The organism is Neobacillus niacini, from assembly GCF_030817695.1.
GTDB classification, from domain to species: Bacteria; Bacillota; Bacilli; order Bacillales; family Cytobacillaceae; genus Neobacillus; species Neobacillus niacini_F.
Map to the genome: position 1 here is coordinate 3,444,908 of NZ_JAUSZQ010000002.1, position 18,010 is coordinate 3,462,917.

General features: G+C 36.7%; 20 protein-coding genes, 1 pseudogene and 1 riboswitch. Of the genes and pseudogenes, 6 read left to right on the forward strand and 15 right to left on the reverse strand.

The genetic code is table 11. The features are described 5' to 3' along the window. Nucleotides 1–107 precede the first annotated feature (107 nt). Together QFZ28_RS17475 and QFZ28_RS17480 are read left to right on the forward strand one after the other, a co-directional pair. Nucleotides 108–719, forward strand: coding sequence for a cell wall hydrolase (locus tag QFZ28_RS17475; RefSeq protein ID WP_307195826.1), 612 nt, complete (start codon nt 108–110; stop codon nt 717–719). Between the two features lie 114 nt (nt 720–833). Beyond that, nucleotides 834–1,262, forward strand: a complete 429-nt coding sequence (locus QFZ28_RS17480; protein WP_307195827.1) for a DUF2383 domain-containing protein — start codon at nt 834–836, stop codon at nt 1,260–1,262. Nucleotides 1,263–1,329: 67 nt separating this feature from the next. On the opposite strand, the gene QFZ28_RS17485 is transcribed toward QFZ28_RS17480, so the two are convergent. The 8 genes from QFZ28_RS17485 to QFZ28_RS17520 form a co-directional block, all read right to left on the reverse strand. Continuing rightward, on the reverse strand, nt 1,330–1,461 hold the full coding sequence (locus tag QFZ28_RS17485) for a hypothetical protein (protein ID WP_307195828.1): 132 nt from the start codon (nt 1,459–1,461) through the stop codon (nt 1,330–1,332). A 131-nt stretch (nt 1,462–1,592) separates the two neighbouring features. Then, a complete protein-coding gene (locus QFZ28_RS17490; protein WP_307195829.1) occupies nt 1,593–2,420 on the reverse strand; it encodes a GNAT family N-acetyltransferase in 828 nt (275 codons plus the stop codon). A gap of 231 nt (nt 2,421–2,651) precedes the next feature. Continuing rightward, nucleotides 2,652–3,689, reverse strand: coding sequence for a DUF3231 family protein (locus QFZ28_RS17495; protein WP_307195830.1), 1,038 nt, complete (start codon nt 3,687–3,689; stop codon nt 2,652–2,654). A 47-nt stretch (nt 3,690–3,736) separates the two neighbouring features. Next, a complete protein-coding gene (locus QFZ28_RS17500) occupies nt 3,737–4,774 on the reverse strand; it encodes a DUF3231 family protein (RefSeq protein WP_307195831.1) in 1,038 nt (345 codons plus the stop codon). Between the two features lie 67 nt (nt 4,775–4,841). Further along, nucleotides 4,842–5,345: a CBO0543 family protein gene (locus tag QFZ28_RS17505; protein ID WP_307195832.1), complete on the reverse strand. Its 504-nt coding sequence runs from the start codon at nt 5,343–5,345 to the stop codon at nt 4,842–4,844. A gap of 348 nt (nt 5,346–5,693) precedes the next feature. Next, nucleotides 5,694–6,362, reverse strand: a complete 669-nt coding sequence (locus tag QFZ28_RS17510; RefSeq protein WP_307195833.1) for an AraC family transcriptional regulator — start codon at nt 6,360–6,362, stop codon at nt 5,694–5,696. A gap of 49 nt (nt 6,363–6,411) precedes the next feature. Further along, nucleotides 6,412–6,885 carry a GNAT family N-acetyltransferase gene (locus QFZ28_RS17515; protein ID WP_307195834.1) on the reverse strand — a complete coding sequence of 158 codons (474 nt, stop codon included), beginning with the start codon at nt 6,883–6,885 and terminating at the stop codon, nt 6,412–6,414. A 15-nt stretch (nt 6,886–6,900) separates the two neighbouring features. Continuing rightward, nucleotides 6,901–7,314, reverse strand: a complete 414-nt coding sequence (locus QFZ28_RS17520) for a VOC family protein (RefSeq protein ID WP_307195835.1) — start codon at nt 7,312–7,314, stop codon at nt 6,901–6,903. Between the two features lie 460 nt (nt 7,315–7,774). Between QFZ28_RS17520 and QFZ28_RS17525 the strand changes: the two genes are divergently transcribed. Further along, nucleotides 7,775–8,158, forward strand: a complete 384-nt coding sequence (locus QFZ28_RS17525) for a hypothetical protein (protein WP_307195836.1) — start codon at nt 7,775–7,777, stop codon at nt 8,156–8,158. Between the two features lie 39 nt (nt 8,159–8,197). Here the strand turns inward: QFZ28_RS17525 and QFZ28_RS17530 are convergent, their stop codons facing one another. The 3 genes from QFZ28_RS17530 to QFZ28_RS17540 all read right to left on the reverse strand — a co-directional run bounded on the left by QFZ28_RS17530 (nt 8,198) and on the right by QFZ28_RS17540 (nt 12,570). Continuing rightward, a complete protein-coding gene (locus tag QFZ28_RS17530) occupies nt 8,198–8,665 on the reverse strand; it encodes a CoxG family protein (protein WP_307195837.1) in 468 nt (155 codons plus the stop codon). 142 nt (nt 8,666–8,807) lie between these two features. Further along, complete coding sequence (locus QFZ28_RS17535) at nt 8,808–9,836, reverse strand: hypothetical protein (protein ID WP_307195838.1); 1,029 nt, start codon at nt 9,834–9,836, stop codon at nt 8,808–8,810. Between the two features lie 640 nt (nt 9,837–10,476). After that, nucleotides 10,477–12,570, reverse strand: a complete 2,094-nt coding sequence (locus QFZ28_RS17540) for a transglycosylase domain-containing protein (protein WP_307197054.1) — start codon at nt 12,568–12,570, stop codon at nt 10,477–10,479. 266 nt (nt 12,571–12,836) lie between these two features. On the opposite strand from QFZ28_RS17540, the gene QFZ28_RS17545 reads away from it, so the two are divergent. After that, complete coding sequence (locus QFZ28_RS17545) at nt 12,837–13,847, forward strand: DUF3231 family protein (RefSeq protein WP_307195839.1); 1,011 nt, start codon at nt 12,837–12,839, stop codon at nt 13,845–13,847. A gap of 63 nt (nt 13,848–13,910) precedes the next feature. Here QFZ28_RS17545 and QFZ28_RS17550 read toward each other — a convergent pair whose 3' ends face one another. From QFZ28_RS17550 to queC, 4 genes and pseudogenes are all read right to left on the reverse strand, one after another. Then, nucleotides 13,911–14,111, reverse strand: coding sequence for a Fur-regulated basic protein FbpA (locus QFZ28_RS17550; protein WP_307195840.1), 201 nt, complete (start codon nt 14,109–14,111; stop codon nt 13,911–13,913). Nucleotides 14,112–14,597: 486 nt separating this feature from the next. Further along, nucleotides 14,598–15,327, reverse strand: a pseudogene (gene queE / locus QFZ28_RS17555) (7-carboxy-7-deazaguanine synthase QueE). Continuing rightward, nucleotides 15,324–15,803, reverse strand: coding sequence for a 6-carboxytetrahydropterin synthase QueD (queD, locus tag QFZ28_RS17560; protein ID WP_307195841.1), 480 nt, complete (start codon nt 15,801–15,803; stop codon nt 15,324–15,326). Before queD ends, queE begins: the two are co-directional and overlap by 4 nt. A 3-nt stretch (nt 15,804–15,806) precedes the next feature. Further along, complete coding sequence (gene queC, locus QFZ28_RS17565) at nt 15,807–16,463, reverse strand: 7-cyano-7-deazaguanine synthase QueC (protein ID WP_307195842.1); 657 nt, start codon at nt 16,461–16,463, stop codon at nt 15,807–15,809. 238 nt (nt 16,464–16,701) lie between these two features. Beyond that, nucleotides 16,702–16,748: riboswitch (PreQ1 riboswitch) on the forward strand. A gap of 113 nt (nt 16,749–16,861) precedes the next feature. Between queC and queF the strand changes: the two genes are divergently transcribed. Further along, nucleotides 16,862–17,362, forward strand: a complete 501-nt coding sequence (gene queF, locus QFZ28_RS17570; protein WP_307195843.1) for a preQ(1) synthase — start codon at nt 16,862–16,864, stop codon at nt 17,360–17,362. A gap of 107 nt (nt 17,363–17,469) precedes the next feature. Then, on the forward strand, nt 17,470–18,000 hold the full coding sequence (locus tag QFZ28_RS17575; RefSeq protein WP_307195844.1) for a J domain-containing protein: 531 nt from the start codon (nt 17,470–17,472) through the stop codon (nt 17,998–18,000). Nucleotides 18,001–18,010 lie beyond the last annotated feature (10 nt).

Sequence of the window (18,010 nt, forward strand, 5' to 3'; positions counted from 1 at the left end):
AGACTTCAAATTGTCCTCTCTATGTAATTTAACTGTAATACTATTCTATTTTTTCTATTCATAGTAATAGTTTTAAATACATTAAACCAACTTGGAGGACTAGAATAATGAAAAAACTTATCACTTTAGTAACAATCGCCGCTTCACTACTTTTTGCTTCCCCCGCTTTTGCTTATACAGTAAAACCTGGAGACACGATGTCAAAAATTGCTAGAGAGCATCATTTAACACTTCAGGAATTAGCTGATGATAATCCTCAAATTTCCAATCTAAATCTCATTTATCCTGGTCAAGAGATCAATACAAATAAAACTATTAGATCTAATGAACCGAAAATAGCAGAACCCGTGAACGTAAATCTATCAAGCGAAGAAATAGATTTGCTGGCGCGATTAGTAAGAGCAGAGGCGCAAACGGAATCCTTAGAGGGCAAGATTGCCGTCGCTTGTGTAGTACTTAACAGAGTCGAAAGTCCCCAATTTCCAGACACCATTAAGGAGGTTATCTATGCCCCTGGCCAGTTCCAACCAGTCGCAAATGGAGAAATTAATAAGCCAGCCGATGAGGAATCTATTCAGGCCGTAAAAGCCGCTCTAACAGAACAACGCCAAATAGCTCCTGGTGCTTTATTCTTTTATAATCCTGCTATCGCCACCAGCAGATGGCTCGATTCAAGAACCACCACACTTGTCATTGGACAACATGTCTTTAAAAAATAAAAAAGGATCAGCTTTGGTCCTTTTCTCGTATTATTTATCTTTTTCCCTAAATTATGAAATCTAGAATAAAAAGGCCTATCATCGTCTCAAAATAGATAGGAAGGATGTGAGTGCATGTCGAAAGAAGTAATTATTGAGGAGTTAAATACTTTATTAAGAGGTACATATATGGGTATTCGTTCTTTTGAACACTATATCCAAAAGGCAGAAGAAAATGAATTAAAGAAGGTCTTTCAATCCATGCAGCAAGAGGTTAAGCTGAATGCTCAGAAACTTGCTGTGCGGATTCAAAATCTTGGCGGTGTTCCAGCAGATGGTGAAGGTTTCTCTGGTTCAATCCACAGTTTTATGCACAAAGCCATGCATCCGGATGATACAAAGGAAATGATTGAAGACGCTTTGAAGAGCTTAGATCATTATGGAGTTCATTATTCTGAAGAGCTTGTCAGGGGTGACCTCGACTCTGAAAGCAGGCAGCTTGCCGAAGATGTCATTGACACGAGCCGTAGACAAATCGAACAACTGAAACAATTACTTCATTAATAGTAATCAAAAAAAATGACGTGCGCATACACACGTCATTTTCATGTTATTTTTTCTATGTTGTTTCTTAGAACCATATCCTTTTATAATAATCATACTCATATAAATCCATGTTCTCATCATTATCTTTTTTTGGGGCACACTCTTCACAAGGTTCTTCTGACTTGGTATGTTCACATTGTTCTAATAAAAGTTCCATGGTTTGTTTCCCCTCCCCTAGTTCTTACTATTATTATAATGTAAACGGTTACAAATGTCTCCTATTAAATACTGGAAAATAAATATTTTAGTAGTATATAGTGTCAGATGGGCTTGATGCACCCCACACTATTAAAAATTCATTTTATAGTAATCTTGGGAATGATAGCTCCTGAATCCACAGAATTCATATAGTCTTAATGCGTGGGCATTTTTAGCTTCGACCTCTAGAAAAATTGATAACCCTTTTTCGTCCTCCATTTGAACCACTTCTGTTAATGCTTTTCTGCCGATCCCTTTTCCCTGGAGTTCTGGAAAAACAGCAAATCCATAAATCCAGGCTTCACCATTCATTTCGGAGAGTCGCATTTTCCCTGCAATTTTTCCATCTGTTTCTATAATTAATCTTAGATCCGTTTCAAGGTCTTTATTTTCTTGCTTATACTGGCGTGCTTCCTTTTCATTTAACCCAAAACATTGTACATCAAGTTGAATTTCCGCCTCCGTATCTTCATCCGAAATAGACGGTCTTACAGTAACGGAGTGATTTTTAGGGAACTCCATTTTCTGCCATTTCATTTGATACTCCACCATAGATAATTCGCAAGGGATATTCTTTAAAAACCCCTTTGCAGATTGAGATTCGGATGGTGCATTTAACAAAATAATCCTCGCTTCACGTTTCATGGCTTCCTCAAGTGCTTCTACAAGTAACTTCGAAAAGATTCCTCTCCTTCGGTAATTCGGGTGCACCATTCCGCAAATTTCTACCTTATTTCCAAAATAATAGCTTCCAAGGAAACCAACAAGCTTCCCCTCATTATAATGGAAAAAATCTTCCTTACGATTTTCAGACCTGCTTTCAAGCATATCAAAATTAAGCTTCAGCTGAAGCTGTCCTTCTTCCTCGCAAATTGCCTGAAGCACTTTTATATTTTTCAATTCTTCTTTCGTCAGCATTTTTTTGCTCCTTTTAAATGTAAAATTTGGGATCAAACAAAAATTGCCTTGAATTCAAGCCTAATTACCATTAAAAACTAAATAAAATATCCCAGCCAACGGTGATTGAATTGGATAAGTCAGAAAAATGGAAGAAATTATCTAAACCTATTATAATTGTTTTATTCTAAATAATGAAACAAAATATCCACAAAAAAAGGATAGATTTGGAATCTACCCTCCTTAACTAATTTACTTTTCCTGTTTGTTATTTTCAATACCTTCTTTTTTTCCTTTTGTTAAGGTTCTTCTGTCGCTTGCTTTTGGCGGTTCTTCCATCCAGCCATTTTCAATCATGAGATTGGCACCGTCTTCAGCATATCTGACGAGTTCTGTCGTCATTGCCATATATTTTTCTGCAATGTCTGCCCTTGATGTAACACTCAAAGCCGTGCCATAAAAGGCAATTGCAATCTGTGACGACAGTTGGACTTGATACATCAGCCATTTATCTGAAAAAGGAGAAGTGGTAGAGCTTGTAACATGGGATTGCCAGGATACAGGAGAATTGAGCATTTCCTCACGAAAAATTCTTTCAAAAGCCGTGATATGTTTAGTGGAAATTTCCATGCCCCTATTAATATATTGTCGGACTTTTTTGGATGCAGCCACTTGGCAAAAACCAACTTTTAATGCAACATGCATATGCATCTTGTTCATATTAAAGGTAATATCCCCTATTTCAATCCCAGTTAATGGTCGACGCTCCCCAAACCAGCCAGTCAAAAAACTTTGATGTTTTACAAAGTCAATATTTTCAGGTGCTGGAAGGACTGGCGGCCGCGAGAAAAGCCCTTTAGTGAGAAGTGCTTCAATGTTTTTTTCAAATAGCGACATCGTTTCTGTATTACAGTTAATATAATATTGCCGTAGATCAGCGCGAATAGAAGTACTCAGAGAAAGAGAATAACCTGTTAGCCCCTGAAGAGTCATTATGTACATATAGTATAAATAGAAAGGATCTTGGAAGAGACGTGGTGCATGGATGTTTACATCCTCCTCTGTAAAGCCCTTTGGTATTGGATAACCTTCCCCTTCAAAAAACTCCTTCACCTTTTGAACATGACTTTCTGAAAGCTCAAGTGACTTTTTATAAATCTTTATAATATCTGGGTCTTCCAAGTGTTCAAGTGCATATCGAATAAAACATATAGACATGGTTTCAAACATAAATTGAGTCCATAAACTGGAAATCTCTGGAGCCGTTAAAGATATTCGGGTTGGTTGCATAACACCCTTCCTTTACGTTAAAAGATCATCCAAGATATCAAATCAGACTATTTAGATGACAATTCATCACGATCAATGGCTTTTGGAGGCTGTTCCATCCACCCATGATCAATCATAATATTTGCCCCGTCCTCCACAAATAAAGAAACCTCAGAAAGTGCTTTCAAATACATTAAACCAATATCTCTACGTCCATTTACGGCCATTGAGTTTGCGAATGACCGAATTTTAATCGAAAACATATCTACTTTGTGAAATACCATAAGTCTATCTGAAAATGGCGAAAAAGTAGACGCAGTCACCAAATGGTCAATCTGGGATGGAAACGGCAAATTTTCCTTATGTAGTTTATCTTGAAAATTCTGAACTTCCCGATCGGTAATCGCTTTTCCTCTTATAAAAAATTGTCTTACTTTCTCCTTTTTTGCAACTTGGCTAAAACCAATTAATAGAGCTTTACTTGTAATATTGTTCTCAATATTATCATAAAGATGAGTGATTTCGAGCGCATGTAATTGTCGAACATCACCGAAGAAACCATTCAAATAGTTTTCCTTTTTAATAAAGTCCACTTTTTTGGGCACTGGAATGGTTGGCGGTCTCATGATATAACCTTTCTCAATCAAAACGTTGTTAATCTGCCCCAACAGAATGGTGGTCGTTTCATTACAATGGATGAAAAATTCTCGTACGTCCTCTCTCATCATCATAGGAATGGCAATCGCATATAAACTAAGTCCCGCTTTGGCAGCATATTTCAAATAATGCACATAAAATTGGTCTTCGAATAAGCGAGGGGCACCTAGATTTACGTCCTCTTGTGTAAATCCTACAGGAATTGGGAAGTCATCTTTTTTTAAAAACTTCTCAATTGTTTGCATAAAGTCAACAGTGAGTGCAAGACCATTCTCTAGTAGTGTTTTGATATGCTCATCTTCAACATGCTTTAGAAAATACTGTAATATCTTATGAGACATACTATTCCCTACATAGGTAGCCCATAGCTTTCCCATTTCGACAGCCGTAAACGGGTTTTCTGGAGCTAATTTATCTGAGCTAATGTTAATTGGCTTCATTAAATCCATGTTTATACCCCTTAACCTTATTTTCCCTTTAGTTTTTTCTACATTGCGTAATATATTCTCATTTCTGTTAATAAATCGGTACTTTAAAAAATATGACAAAGAATAAAATGATTGGAATGGAGATGATCAATGCTGCAATGGGACGTTTATAATGTAAAAGCAGCATAGAAAAAATGATCAAATTGAATAAAACGGACCATGCCATTGTCCAGCCGTTGTGATGCATAACTAAATCAAAGTAACGCAAATTTATGTATTCTACTAGTGAAAATAGAGCGACCCAGAAAAGTAACCACAAAACCACTTTTATTGTCTTTTCTGGTAAATTTCCCAGATAAATTAACACCGATGCTGGATAAGCAACAAACATGATTAATAATGAAACAGTAAGATGATTAGGTAAGAAATTTTGACCAAAGATCGTCTCCTTGTACTCCCACATAAGATGATTTTTACATAGAACATTATAAAGTAAGTCACCAAACCAAAAGAATAATATGGTGGCATGGTATTTAGACCAGTTCCTCCAATCACCCCATTTCAATCCGGCAATGAGAAACAAGCTATTCAAAAATAAGTGCACCTCATCAGCTCCGTTTTTTCTATTTACATTAATTATTTCGGTATAACATATTATTTACTGGAAATAAATTGGATATTCCGTAATTATTTCAGTCACCATATAGTCAAACAATGGACAAAGAAAAAACGTCTCTGCTTTGCACAGAGACGTTCCATTCACTATTAAGAAATTATTTGATTAACATATATAAGTTCGTCTGCCTCTTCACAAAAACCAGTTTAAGAAACAATTAGACTGATATCTTCATTTCTTCTGGTTGAATGCTATCCTTTCCTAATTGCACCTTCTACATTGACAATAAACATTGATTTTATCCCCTCTTATCATTTTAATATTTCATGTAGAACGGTGCGCCCTAATAATTTCTAGATATTGTACATCGCCTAATCCATACTCTTTGAAATTTTCTAAGAGGGCATATACAAGTTCTTTTTCCGTCATAAGTTGGTTATTTTTAATATACATCATTAGGTTACTGTCCTCATGAAGATAAGTTAAATACAACTCAACGCCCCTCCTTAAGGGGACTAGATGGATTGATTCAGGGAGCGTTTTATGTACCAATACTTCCATAAAAAGTTCATAATAACCTGCTGCCATTAAAGTGTAATTTTCAATAGGTTCAAACTTATCGCCAACAATATGCAGGTCAATGGGCTTACTGTGACCCTTTTTGTCAAGCCAAGCAAGAATCGTGAGGATATTGATTTGACAAAACATATCCATGTCAAACCAGAGTTCTATGTGGGTAAAACCATTACTAAAGAGTGGCTTTAATGGGTTTAACGTAATATCAGTATATTTTTCTGGAGATACGTGATGAACCTTTGCACGTTTTTCGACGAATTCCGGTGTGAATAGGTCTTCTGTTGTTTCCCCAAAACACATTGCTTCGTTAAAAGGAATCATCTTTTGACCCTGCAGGAAACTCTTCTTTTTAAAAATATCGTACATTGCTCGTCCATTTAATATATGTAATGTTGTTTCTTGAACCATCGCTACCAAACCTGCCCTTTCTTTAACCCTTAACTAAGCACTCCTTTTTGAACATCAGTTATTGCTCTAATAGTTTTTCCATCACAACTATGCTCACTGGGAATTTATCAGGATTCGTAACCATTTCCTCTTCCGTAACGGTATAACCAATAGATTGATATAAAAGCACATTATGAGTCAGGCTGCTTCTAACTTTACATTGTAGTTTATGAATTCCCTCTTTTTTAGTATAATCCTCGAGCCAAGAAAGCATTGATTTTGCTATTCCTCTTCCTCTCGCATAAGGTGGAACCGATACTCTAGAAAAATATAAAGTTTGACCTTTCGTTTTAAATCGTAAAGACCCAAGTGGATTCCCATCTATGTAACATAATATAAATTTTTCTGAACCATTACGAAAAGAATTCCTCAAAGAATCGACAGGTTCATTAATCGCACTTGAAGGTACTTCAAGAAATCGATACTCTTCAAATGCCTCTTGCATTAGTTTGTGCGCAATGACAATTTCCGCTTCATTTCCCAGTTTTATCATTAAGTTTAACCCCCGTTAAGTAAGAAATTTCTCTTTAAATATTGGGCTAAGTTCACTCCACACATCGAATTTATTACCATCAGGATCATAGAAAACAAAGTTTCTTCCGCTATGTCCTCTATTCTCAATAACTCCCACTTTAATTTCTTTTTCTTTAAACTCCCGATGAATGTCTTCAAGAACATTTAGTCCATTCACTTCGAATGTCATGGAGAAACACTCTTCACCGTAGGAATTATAGAAGTTAGCGCTTTGATTTTCCTGTGCCTTTACGAGAAAAATACTTTGATTGGCAAAATCAAGTATAGCTTTGTCTTTATCTTTATAGTTTAATACTGCACCTAAATTGGTTACATACCATTCAGATGAAAGGTCTACATTACTGACTGGTAAATAAGTAGTACCAACTCTAAGTAATTTTTGTTTCATTGCATATTTTCCTTTCAATCTTCCTCATTAATATAAAGTTTTTTTATATCGTAAAAATCTTTTGGTTTCAGTTCAACCAGTACGCAACTTCCTGTTTTAAGCAAAAGCATTGTTCTCCTTTAATATGTTTTAATAGTTATAGCCTATTTTAAATAAAGTTTGACAGTTCATGATCCTCAGACTATTTACTGTTTTGTCTCTTTTGATAAGACTCTCCAATAAAAAAAGTGACTAAAAAAAACAAAATTAACAAACAACAATACTCCAATCAAAAGATGTTACAAACATAGGAAGAAGTATTTCCAGAACATTCTACCCCCTTTTTTGCCTAATCTTATTCTTATTCGCTTTTTAATTAAAATTTTCCTTTTTCCACCATTTAAAGAATAGACAAAAGGTATTTAAACTTGGTAAGATGTCTAGTAACATAATTCATTTATTGAAAAAGGAGCTACACATAATGTTTTTGACAAAGCTTCAACAAGAGGAGAAAGAAGCGTTTCTTGAGTTAGCATATCTAATGGCCACCATTGATGGGAAATTCTCGGTATTTGAAAATCCTGTTATCGCGAAGTATAAAAAGGAAATGGATCTTGATGATTATAAAATCAAAGGCTTAGCGATTGATGATATTCTTAAGGTTTTTAAAGAGGAACGCTCCAAACATATTGTTCTAACTGAAATCCTTCGCTTAGTATATTCAGACGGAATTGTTCATGAAACTGAACTTGAATCCATTACTTTAATTAAAGAGCACTTTGGTTTTGATGCAAACAAATATGCTAATTTCAAGGATTGGATTGAAGGAATCAAAGAATTAGCTGATTACCCAGAGCATGAATAAATAATGAGAAAAAGCAACGCTCAATGACGTTGCTCTTTCTCATTTTCGACCTTTTCGCAAAAGATAAAGGTTTTTCTTTATTTCTTTTTCTACACTCAGAAAAAATTTCTCTATTCCCTTGTTTGCTCCTCCACTTATGACTCGCTCTGCTGCACCAGACAGGGTTCCTGAGACTTTCACTTCGGCACGTATATTGAGCTGTGTGCTTCCCTGTTGGTCATTGAAAAATATCTCCCCGTTGCCGCTGATCTCCCCTAAATTACCTCTACCTTTCAGAAGCAATTGAAAATATGACGGGACCTGTTCCTTTTCCAAACTAACCTCGAGTGTAAAAACATCCTTTAATGGACCTATGTTAACATCAATTTCAGCTTGGTAAAATCCCTTTGAGCTTTGAACAAACGTTCTGCAGCTAGGGATTGCACTTCCTAGAACCTTTTCATCCTTGATGTACTTCCAGACAACCTTTCTCGGCAAACCAAAAGTATGCTGGTATTCAATTTTCAAAGGATCCCCTCCATTTTGAAGGTCTTTAAGTTAAAATACCTACTTAACTAATATTCATTTTACAAATGAATATTCAAAATTTATTTTTAGTGTGAAGGGACCCTTTAAACTAAAAAAGACGATAACCAAAGTCATCGCTATTTTAACGATATTCAATTTCTTCGTCTGATCGATACATGATATAAAATGGATAAGTTCCATCATAATAGTAGCCTGTTTCATTATGATACCTTTTGGTTTGTATCATGGATGGAAATCCTTGCTGCATTAATTTCCGACGCAGTCTCCCCACATTTGTAATATACGTGTTTGGAATAATCGTATCGACAACTGATAAATCATGCCTTGTGGCTGGCACCGCTTCTGAACTATTTAATAGAAAGTAACTCAGCATGTTTCCTTGATCCTGAGTGAGTGAAGCTTCCTTCCCGTTAAAAAAAGCCATAATCGTCCGATCACTAAAATAAACTAGCAGGGTATCATGCGGCGGCCTGGAAATTAGTTTCTCACATTCTGCTTTAGAACAAGTCGTTCTTCCATCTTTATTCACCTTATAAAACGCATGGCGCATTAAATATTGTTCATTTTCTATTAAACTGCTGAACAATGGAGATAACTCCTGTTTCGGTATTTCCTGCGTCTTCGCAAGTGGTAATTGATTCATTTTTTCATACGTTTCCTTGGCAATATGCAACGCACAATTGGTTAAGTACAAATGGGCATTTAACTGCTGCTGTTCATTTAATTGATAGAGATGCTGTTTATGGTAATGATCATTATCCAATGCATTTCGGAAATATTGAATCGCTTTTGTATAATCATTAAATTTATAAGACAAGAAACCTAGTCGATAGGCTGCCAATGGATTTGTTTTATCGTACTTTAACGCTTCCTCCAAGCAGCGAGTCGCCAAGTAATCATCTTTTTGATATTCGGTCTTCAAATACGTTCCATAATGAATGAGGCAGTAAATCAATTTTCGTTTTACATAATCAAGCGAGCTTTGAACATCCTCATTGTGTTGCCGGACAAGCAGGGAGAGTTTTCGGTACATTTCCTTGTACACATCAATTTTCATTGAATAATTAGTATAACCGTGCTCCTCTTCCTGCTCATTCAGTTCCTCTTCTATCTCTTCTAATTCTTCAATCGTTTTATCTCTTAAACTCATTATTGTCCCTCCCCCAAAGTTTTATGATATACGTTTTTCGCCACATCTTGATAAATTCCTTCTATTCCCTACATGAAAACATTTTGCAATTATCCCAAATAATCCTATTCTCAAACTATCTTATGAGCGACTTGAAAATCAAATTAGCCAAACTCACAGAATCAGTTACATACACCTTAACTCATACATAGACTAATGAGGAATTTACTAATTAATTATTAGGGAGATGACTGTAATTTGTATAACCCTTATCAATACAATCCTTATCACTTTAATCAAGCTCATCAATATGCCCCAAACCCAAATAAACACACGGTACTAAGAACTGTCGAGCCTTTTGTACAATATGGATTACATGAAGCAAAACACACTTCTTATGCTCATGCATTAAGAGAGGTTGCAGCTATTACCTACCTTATGGGTATGGGCTATAATCCTAACATTGCCCACAGGATAGTTGAGTCTTGGGAGATCAACGAGGTATTTTATCCGGGGCAAAGATTTAATTCCTAACCTTTCAAAAGGTAATAAACAAGACCAAATCGGATGTGATTTGGTCTTTCAATTAATAAATACAAAAGATGTTACACCGCAAAAGAGGAACTACTCCAGCACAGCCTTTTAAACCACTAATTAACTTTTATTCATCCTCATCTTCTTCATTTTCATCTTCTTCATCTTTATCTTTATCCTTTTTCCCCTTGTTCTTTTCCTTATTGCCCTTTCCCTTTCCATTGTTTTTCTCTTGCTTTTCTTTTTCCTTTTCCTGCTCTTTCCTTGCTTTTTCTTCTTTTTCTTTCATCTTTTTGATTTCATTTTTGTATTTTTTTTCAATGCTTGTTAAGGCAAATTTTTCATTAGATAGCTCTGATTTTGCTTTTGATAGTATTTCTTTAAAAATAACTGGTGTGGTACCACTGCTGGATGTGGCTAAGTAGTGATTTTCATCGGTTTGATCATAACCGAGCCAAACTGCTCCGACGATGTCAGGCGTATATCCAACAAACCAATGATCCTTTGTTCCCGCGTCGATTGCAAATGGCAGCTGTGTGGATCCTGTTTTACCGGCAACATCAAAACCATCTAAGAAAGCATTCTTCCCAGTACCTTCTTCAACAACACCTTTTAGCATGTAGGTGATTTTTTGAGCGATTTCTGGTTTTATCACTGTAGTTGATTTGCTCTTCCATTTAGCAATAACCTTGCCTTCTGCGTCTACAATTTTTTGGATAGAGTGTGCTTCCACCATGTTTCCATTATTAGCAAAAGCACTGTAGGCTTGTGCCATTGCTAACGGTGAGGTTCCATCGTGCATACCACCTAGGGCAATCCCAAGTGCTCGATCTTCTTCTTGTAAAGGTATACCGAATTTTTCCACAGCCTTCGTGCCCTTTTCCAAGCCAATCTCATTTAATAACCAAACAGGAGGAACATTGTACGAATTTACGACCGCATCATACATTGTTACCTGACCTCGATATTGCTTATCATAATTCTGAGGCTGGTATCCGCCAATATCCAATGGTTTATCTTCCAACAGATCAAATATTTCATAACCTTGCTCTAACGCAGGTGTGTATACAGCTAATGGTTTCATAGTCGAACCTGGCTGTCGAATTAATTGGGTAGCCCTGTTGAATCCTAAAAAGGTATGCTCACCTCTTCCTCCAACTAGTGCTTGAATACCGCCATTCTCAGGATCAATTAGTATCGCCCCGCTTTGAAGGAGTTGATCCTCTGGACTCTCTGGGAAAAGATTACCATTCTGATAAACTTCCTCTGTGGCCTTCTGAATTGCAGGATTTAATTCTGTATAAATATGAAGCCCGCCTGACAGAACTTCATTTTTGGTCAGCTGATATTTCTTCATGGCTTCTTCGATAATATGGTCAACATAATAAGGATACTTGCCATCATACTCGTCTTCCACTTTATCTTCATTTAACACAACAGGCTGTTCCTTTGCTTTTTCAACATCGTCTTGGCTAATATATCCTTCCTTTTCCATCAAGGCTAATACAAGATCTCGACGCTCAACAGACTTTTCCATATTTTTAAATGGTGATAGTATAGAAGGTGCTTTAATTAGCCCCGCGAGCATGGCAGATTCGCTTAAGGTTAGTTCACTTGCTTCTTTTCCGAAGTAGGTTTTAGCCGCACGTTGTATCCCCCATGCTCCCTCGCCAAAATAGATTTGATTTAAATACCTCTCCATGATTTCATCTTTTGAGTAGGTACGTTCAATTTTCTTCGTAATAATAACTTCTTTGACCTTCCTTGTATAGGTACGTTCATGCGTCAAAAATGCATTCTTGGCCAGCTGCTGTGTAACGGTACTCCCTCCGGCAACAATGTCACCGCTCAACATATTTTTGAAAAAAGCCTTCATAATCGCAAAATAATTAATTCCATTATGCTTGTAAAAACGTTGATCCTCTGTTGCAACAACAGCATGAATCATTTCTTTTGGTATTTGTTTAATCCCCACACCTTCAATACTCGAATTGGAAATCTTACTAGCAATCTTCCCATTCTGATCATAAATAATCGTCGGCTGTGGAGCTGGTTTGTTTAATTTACTTACATCACTGGTCCAAATAAAGATATTTACGATGAGAAATCCGCATAAAGCAGCAACAATCCCTGCAATGAGCAACTTCTTAACTAAATCCTTTTTTAAGAACTTACTCCAATCCCTTTGTTTAGACGCCCTTCTTTGCTGTCTTTGTTCCATTCGTCCCACGTCTTAACCACCTTTAATTCTACTAACTTACATTATCTTTTTACGTATTGCTCTATTTTAAAACGAAATTTATGAAAGTTAATGAGAAATAAGCCTTACATTCTATAGGACTAAACTATCATTAAAAATTAGAGCACCTGCCTCTCTTATGGTTTTCTGCTCAAAAAAGTAACAATTTTTTTGCAGAAACAATCATACATATATTTGTTATTAAAGGAAATGATGGAAGTAGGTATCCGATAATTGGAGGTGGAATAATGGAAATAGATAAGAAAGTAATGATTACAGCTGCAGAACTTGCTCAGCTTTGGGCTCAATACATGAATGACAGCGGCAGCGCTTGTGTCCTTACCTTTTTCTTAGAAAAGGTGGAAGACCCAGAAATTAAACCTATAATTGAATTTGCATTGCAGTTATCAACGAAACATATTGAAAAATTAACGGTCTTTTTTAATGAGGAGGATTTTCCTGTCCCTTATGGTTTTAAAATAGAAGAGGATGTTGATTTAACGGCTCCGAAGTTGTATACCGACAGTTATGTTCTTCAATTTATCCACCAAATGGCAAAGATTGGTCTAACCACCTATTCAGCAAGCGTCGCATCAGCGGTACGATCCGATATTACTGATTATTACATGGAATGTCTTTCTGAAACGATGCAATTGTACAAAGTTTCAAAGGATCTTTTATTGGAAAAAGGGCTGTATGTAAGGTCTCCTCATTTACCAATGGAGAAGGTGGAATTTGTCAATAAGCAAGCCTTTCTTTGGGATGCAATCGGTGAAAAAAGACCATTAATTGTCGCGGAAGTAGGCAATCTATATGCAAATGTCGAGCGCAACATTTTAGGAGTGGCCACATTAATTGGATTTAGCCAGGTCGCACAGGACAAGGATGTTATACAATTTTTGTTAAGAGGGATCGACATTGGTAAGAAACATATAAAATTATTTGGAAAAAAATTAGAGGAATGTAACCTCCCCGTTCCGGCAAGCTTATCCGCTGAAGTAACAACAAGTACAGCGTACACATTTTCCGATAAACTAATGATGTTTTTTACTACTGGGTTAATTGGCTTAAGTATCGGTTATTACGGTACTGGTGTTGCTCAAAGTCCTCGAATAGATTTGGGAGTCATGTATAACAGACTATCATTAGAAATTCAATTGTATTCAGAGGATGGCGCTAATATCATGATTAATAATAAATGGATGGAACAACCGCCAATGGCTGCAGATCGTGGTGAGTTAGGTACCGAAAAAACGTAAATTCATATGGAAATGGCCGGTCATGTAACCGGCCTTGTTTGTGTTTATCTAAGTATATAAACATTATTGTTGTAGTTGGTTATCTTGGTCCATCTTTCCCTTTGCCAGACTGCTTGTTTCAATATACCTGAATTCTTCCTCTAGGTCACTTAAGGTCCATTCATACAGATGTCGATCTTCTTTTTTGAACACACCCACTTTAAGCAGTTTATCTATAAGAAATTGCCTTCTTTGCTGGACTGCGGTTCGAAGAATGTTCTTCATACCATGTCACCTCCAGTTTTTTTATTGCTCCTAAGTTACCTATCCGATTGTAAACTTTTCCTGGGTGGGTGTGTGTCGATTTTTAGTATTTTTACCTACTCTTAAAGCAAACTTCATCTTAACTTAATAAAAGAAAATAAACTGTATTTTTATTAATGGTCTACGGTGTTAGCCTAGCAGTAGTTAATAACATGCTGATAAAAACACATAATAAAATAAGCGGAGATTTTCCGGTTAGAGGCAGAGTGGAGCTCGTTTCGGGGTAAATAAGGGGAGGTTTTCCGCTTAATCAAAGGAAAATCTCCCATTTTCAAATTTTTCAAGTCAATAGGCGGAATTTTTCCGCCTATTTTTCAGCTCAGGTGCTTAACCTGATCCCTCAACCAATAAGTGCGGACCCTACCGCTAACCTAGAGGCGGGAATCAGTAGCTTTTTATCGACCAGCCCATAAAGATCAATAAAATTGGTACTCAAAGGCTTTTCGATTATACACCGCGTTTATTACCCCATAGCAGGGCATGCAGTTGAGGCAGTACTTTGACATTGTTTAGCTGACTGTCTTCGACTACCCGATTGACGAGCCACTCATATTTATTAAGCAGCTTTTGAATTAGTTCTTGATTATTTCCATTCGTAATGTCGTCATTCCCTACCTGTAAATAAAAAGGTATGCCTACATAACGCTTATGAACCATTCTTGCATATTCGAGATCAGCTTCATCGAAAATAACGACTTTTAAACTAACATTATTTTTAAATTGGTTATCATCTAAATTTATAAAAATAGAATCTAAAATTTCAAAATTAGTTTCCATTTTTGAACTTGGAGGTTTTGGCGAGATGGTGAGTTCATCAATCTTTAAGAACCAATCCTGCCATCTGCTCCCCTGTGTTTCAATTCCAATATTAATCTTGTTTTCTTTTACATAAATCAATTAGGGAATCTAGGTTTTTTAAAAGTGCAGGATTCCCCCCTGAGATGGTAACAAAGGAGAAATTGTCCCCGCCAAGGCCCTTTAGTTCTGTCCAAATTTCTTCTGCGGTCATCTGTCTGATATCATCTTTGGCGCTGCCGTCCCACGTAAAGGCTGAATCACACCAGCTGCAGGAGTAATCGCAGCCGGCTGTTCGAACAAACATGGTAACCTGACCAACCACCATTCCTTCGCCTTGAATCGTGGGTCCGAAAATCTCTAGTACAGGAATTTTGTTCATTCCTCCATCCACTCCCTTCTTGCTTCTGCATAGCTCGTTGGCGTTTCAAAAAGGCGGACAAATTCTACTCTAGCTCCAATGTAACGACCCTTGTTTTCTTCTTTGGCTAATTCTTCTTTCATTTTTTCATAAATCCAAACTACGATATTTTCAGCCGTAGTATTCATTGGTGGAAGGGTTTCATTTAAATAACGGTGATCAAGGTGAATTTCAATTTCATTTTTCCAAATTTCCTTGATATCGCCAAAATCCATCAGTAATCCTCTTTCATCTACATAGCCGCTAATTCCGAAGACTACTTTATAGGTGTGGCCGTGCAGGTTCTTGCATTTACCTTCATAGCAGTGCAGGTGATGGGACGCGTCAAAAGTAAATTCCTTGCTGACTAATACACGCTTATTATGATACTTCAACTCTGTGCGCTGAATATCTTCATCTATTTTTTGTAGTTTATCGACGATTCTAAAGCCGTACATATCTTAAAACCTCCTACTAAGAAAGTCATCGAGTCCGCGTTTTCTTAATACACAGGCAGGACATTCGCCGCAGCCGTCAGAAATAACACCATTGTAGCAGGTTAATGTTTTTTCACGTACAAATTCAAATGCATTTAATTCATCCGCTAATGCCCATGTTTCCGCTTTATTGAGCCACATTAATGGTGTGTGGATGACAAAGTTATCATCCATGGAAAGATTCAAGGTAACATTTAAAGATTTAATAAAAATATCGCGGCAATCCGGGTAGCCGCTGAAATCTGTTTCACAAACACCTGTGACTAAATGCTTTGCTCCAACCTGACGGGCTAGTACTCCGGCAAAGGTAAGGAACAAAAGGTTTCTTCCTGGAACAAACGTTGAAGGAAGTTCACCCTCTTCTCCGTCTTTGACTTCAATATCAGAGCGTGTTAACGCATTGGGTGCGAGCTGATTCAATAAAGACATATCTAAAATATGGTGTTTTACACCTAGTTCATTAGCTATATTTTTGGCACATTCAATTTCTAAACTATGCCGTTGATTGTAGTCGAATGTGACGGCTTCCACCTCTTTAAATTGTTGTAATGCCCAAAATAAACAAGTAGTGCTGTCCTGCCCGCCGCTAAATACGACAATGGCTTTTTCATCTTTTAACATGTTTAAGGAAACTCCTTCCAAAATAGAAAAAGCAGTACCCCAAGATAGAAGTACTGCTTCATCTTAGTTTTTTTAACGAGGGGTGCTAGAACCTCTATTATTTTCTATTTGTATGATACCATAATAAAAGTAAAAGGTTAATCTTTTAAATATTGGGATTATTTTATGTCCAACATTTTTCAATTGACGTTTAGCAAAGTGTCCTTTATCATATGGAGAAGATAATACCCGTACTTACACGGGAGAGGTTCATAGCTGATACCCTCTATAAAAAACTATGGATACATGACTCTATGCCATGTCCATACCGGACATGGCTTTTTGTTTTTATCACATTAGTTGTTATAGATTGATTGCTTGGACTTACTGGAATATACATTACTACTGGAGGTTTTTTTATGTCTGGCCGCACCCACGAAGAAGGATTAAAGGATTTAACACTACTAGGAAATCAAAATACACAATACTCATTTGAATATGCACCTGAGGTGTTGGAGGCAGTCGATAATCTCCACCCAGAGCGTGATTATTTCGTAAAATTTAATTGCCCGGAATTCACTAGTCTTTGCCCACTTACTCATCAACCCGATTTTGCAACGATGTATATCTCATACATTCCAGATAAAAAGATAGTTGAGAGTAAATCTCTAAAACTCTATTTATTCAGCTTCAGAAATCATGGTGATTTCCATGAGGATTGCGTTAATATCATTATGAACGATTTAATTAAGCTTTTGGATCCCCGCTATATTGAGGTTTGGGGTAAATTCACGCCACGCGGCGGTATTTCCATTGATCCGTGGTGCAACTATGGCAAGCCAGGTACCAAGTTCGAGGAAATGGCTACTTTCCGCTTGATGAACCATGACCTTTATCCTGAAAAAGTCGATAATCGTTAATGAAAACTTTTTTTAACATAAATTAAATAGTCTTGTAAACCTGTAACATTTACCATGTGATACATTTGTTTAGTAGACACTAGACGAATGTAGAATGAGTTGATTTGATGTTAAATGTTAAAGAGGTTACCGAACAGCTTCGAGCGGAGGGTATTACTGACAGTGAACAAGTTGTCATTCGTTGGATACTCGATGGAAAAATTAAAGCTAGAAGAACGAAGCACCTAAATCTCGAATACTCGATAACTCCCATTGATTTAGCTTCTTTTATTTTGGAAAAAAAGATTGAGAAGAAAACGAAGCAGTTTGGAGTCGACTATCACGAATGGGAAAAAACGTTCCGTGACAACCAAAAGTTGAAAGAAGAAATTGAGCAGCTAAAAACAACGATACGAATTGAACAAGCAAAAAATCGCTCCTTAAAAAGAATGCTTAAAGCCGAGTATGAGCTTACCGATACTCCGCCATTGACCTTATCCTCGATATTAGGATTAGCTCCTGGGGCAGATAGTGACACTATCAAAAAAGAATTGAAGAAACTATTAAAAGCCCTTCATCCTGATCGAGGCGGAGACGAACGACTATTTAAAGTATTTTATGATCACTATGACAAAGTAAGGGATTCAGCCAAAAGCTGAATCCCCTTTT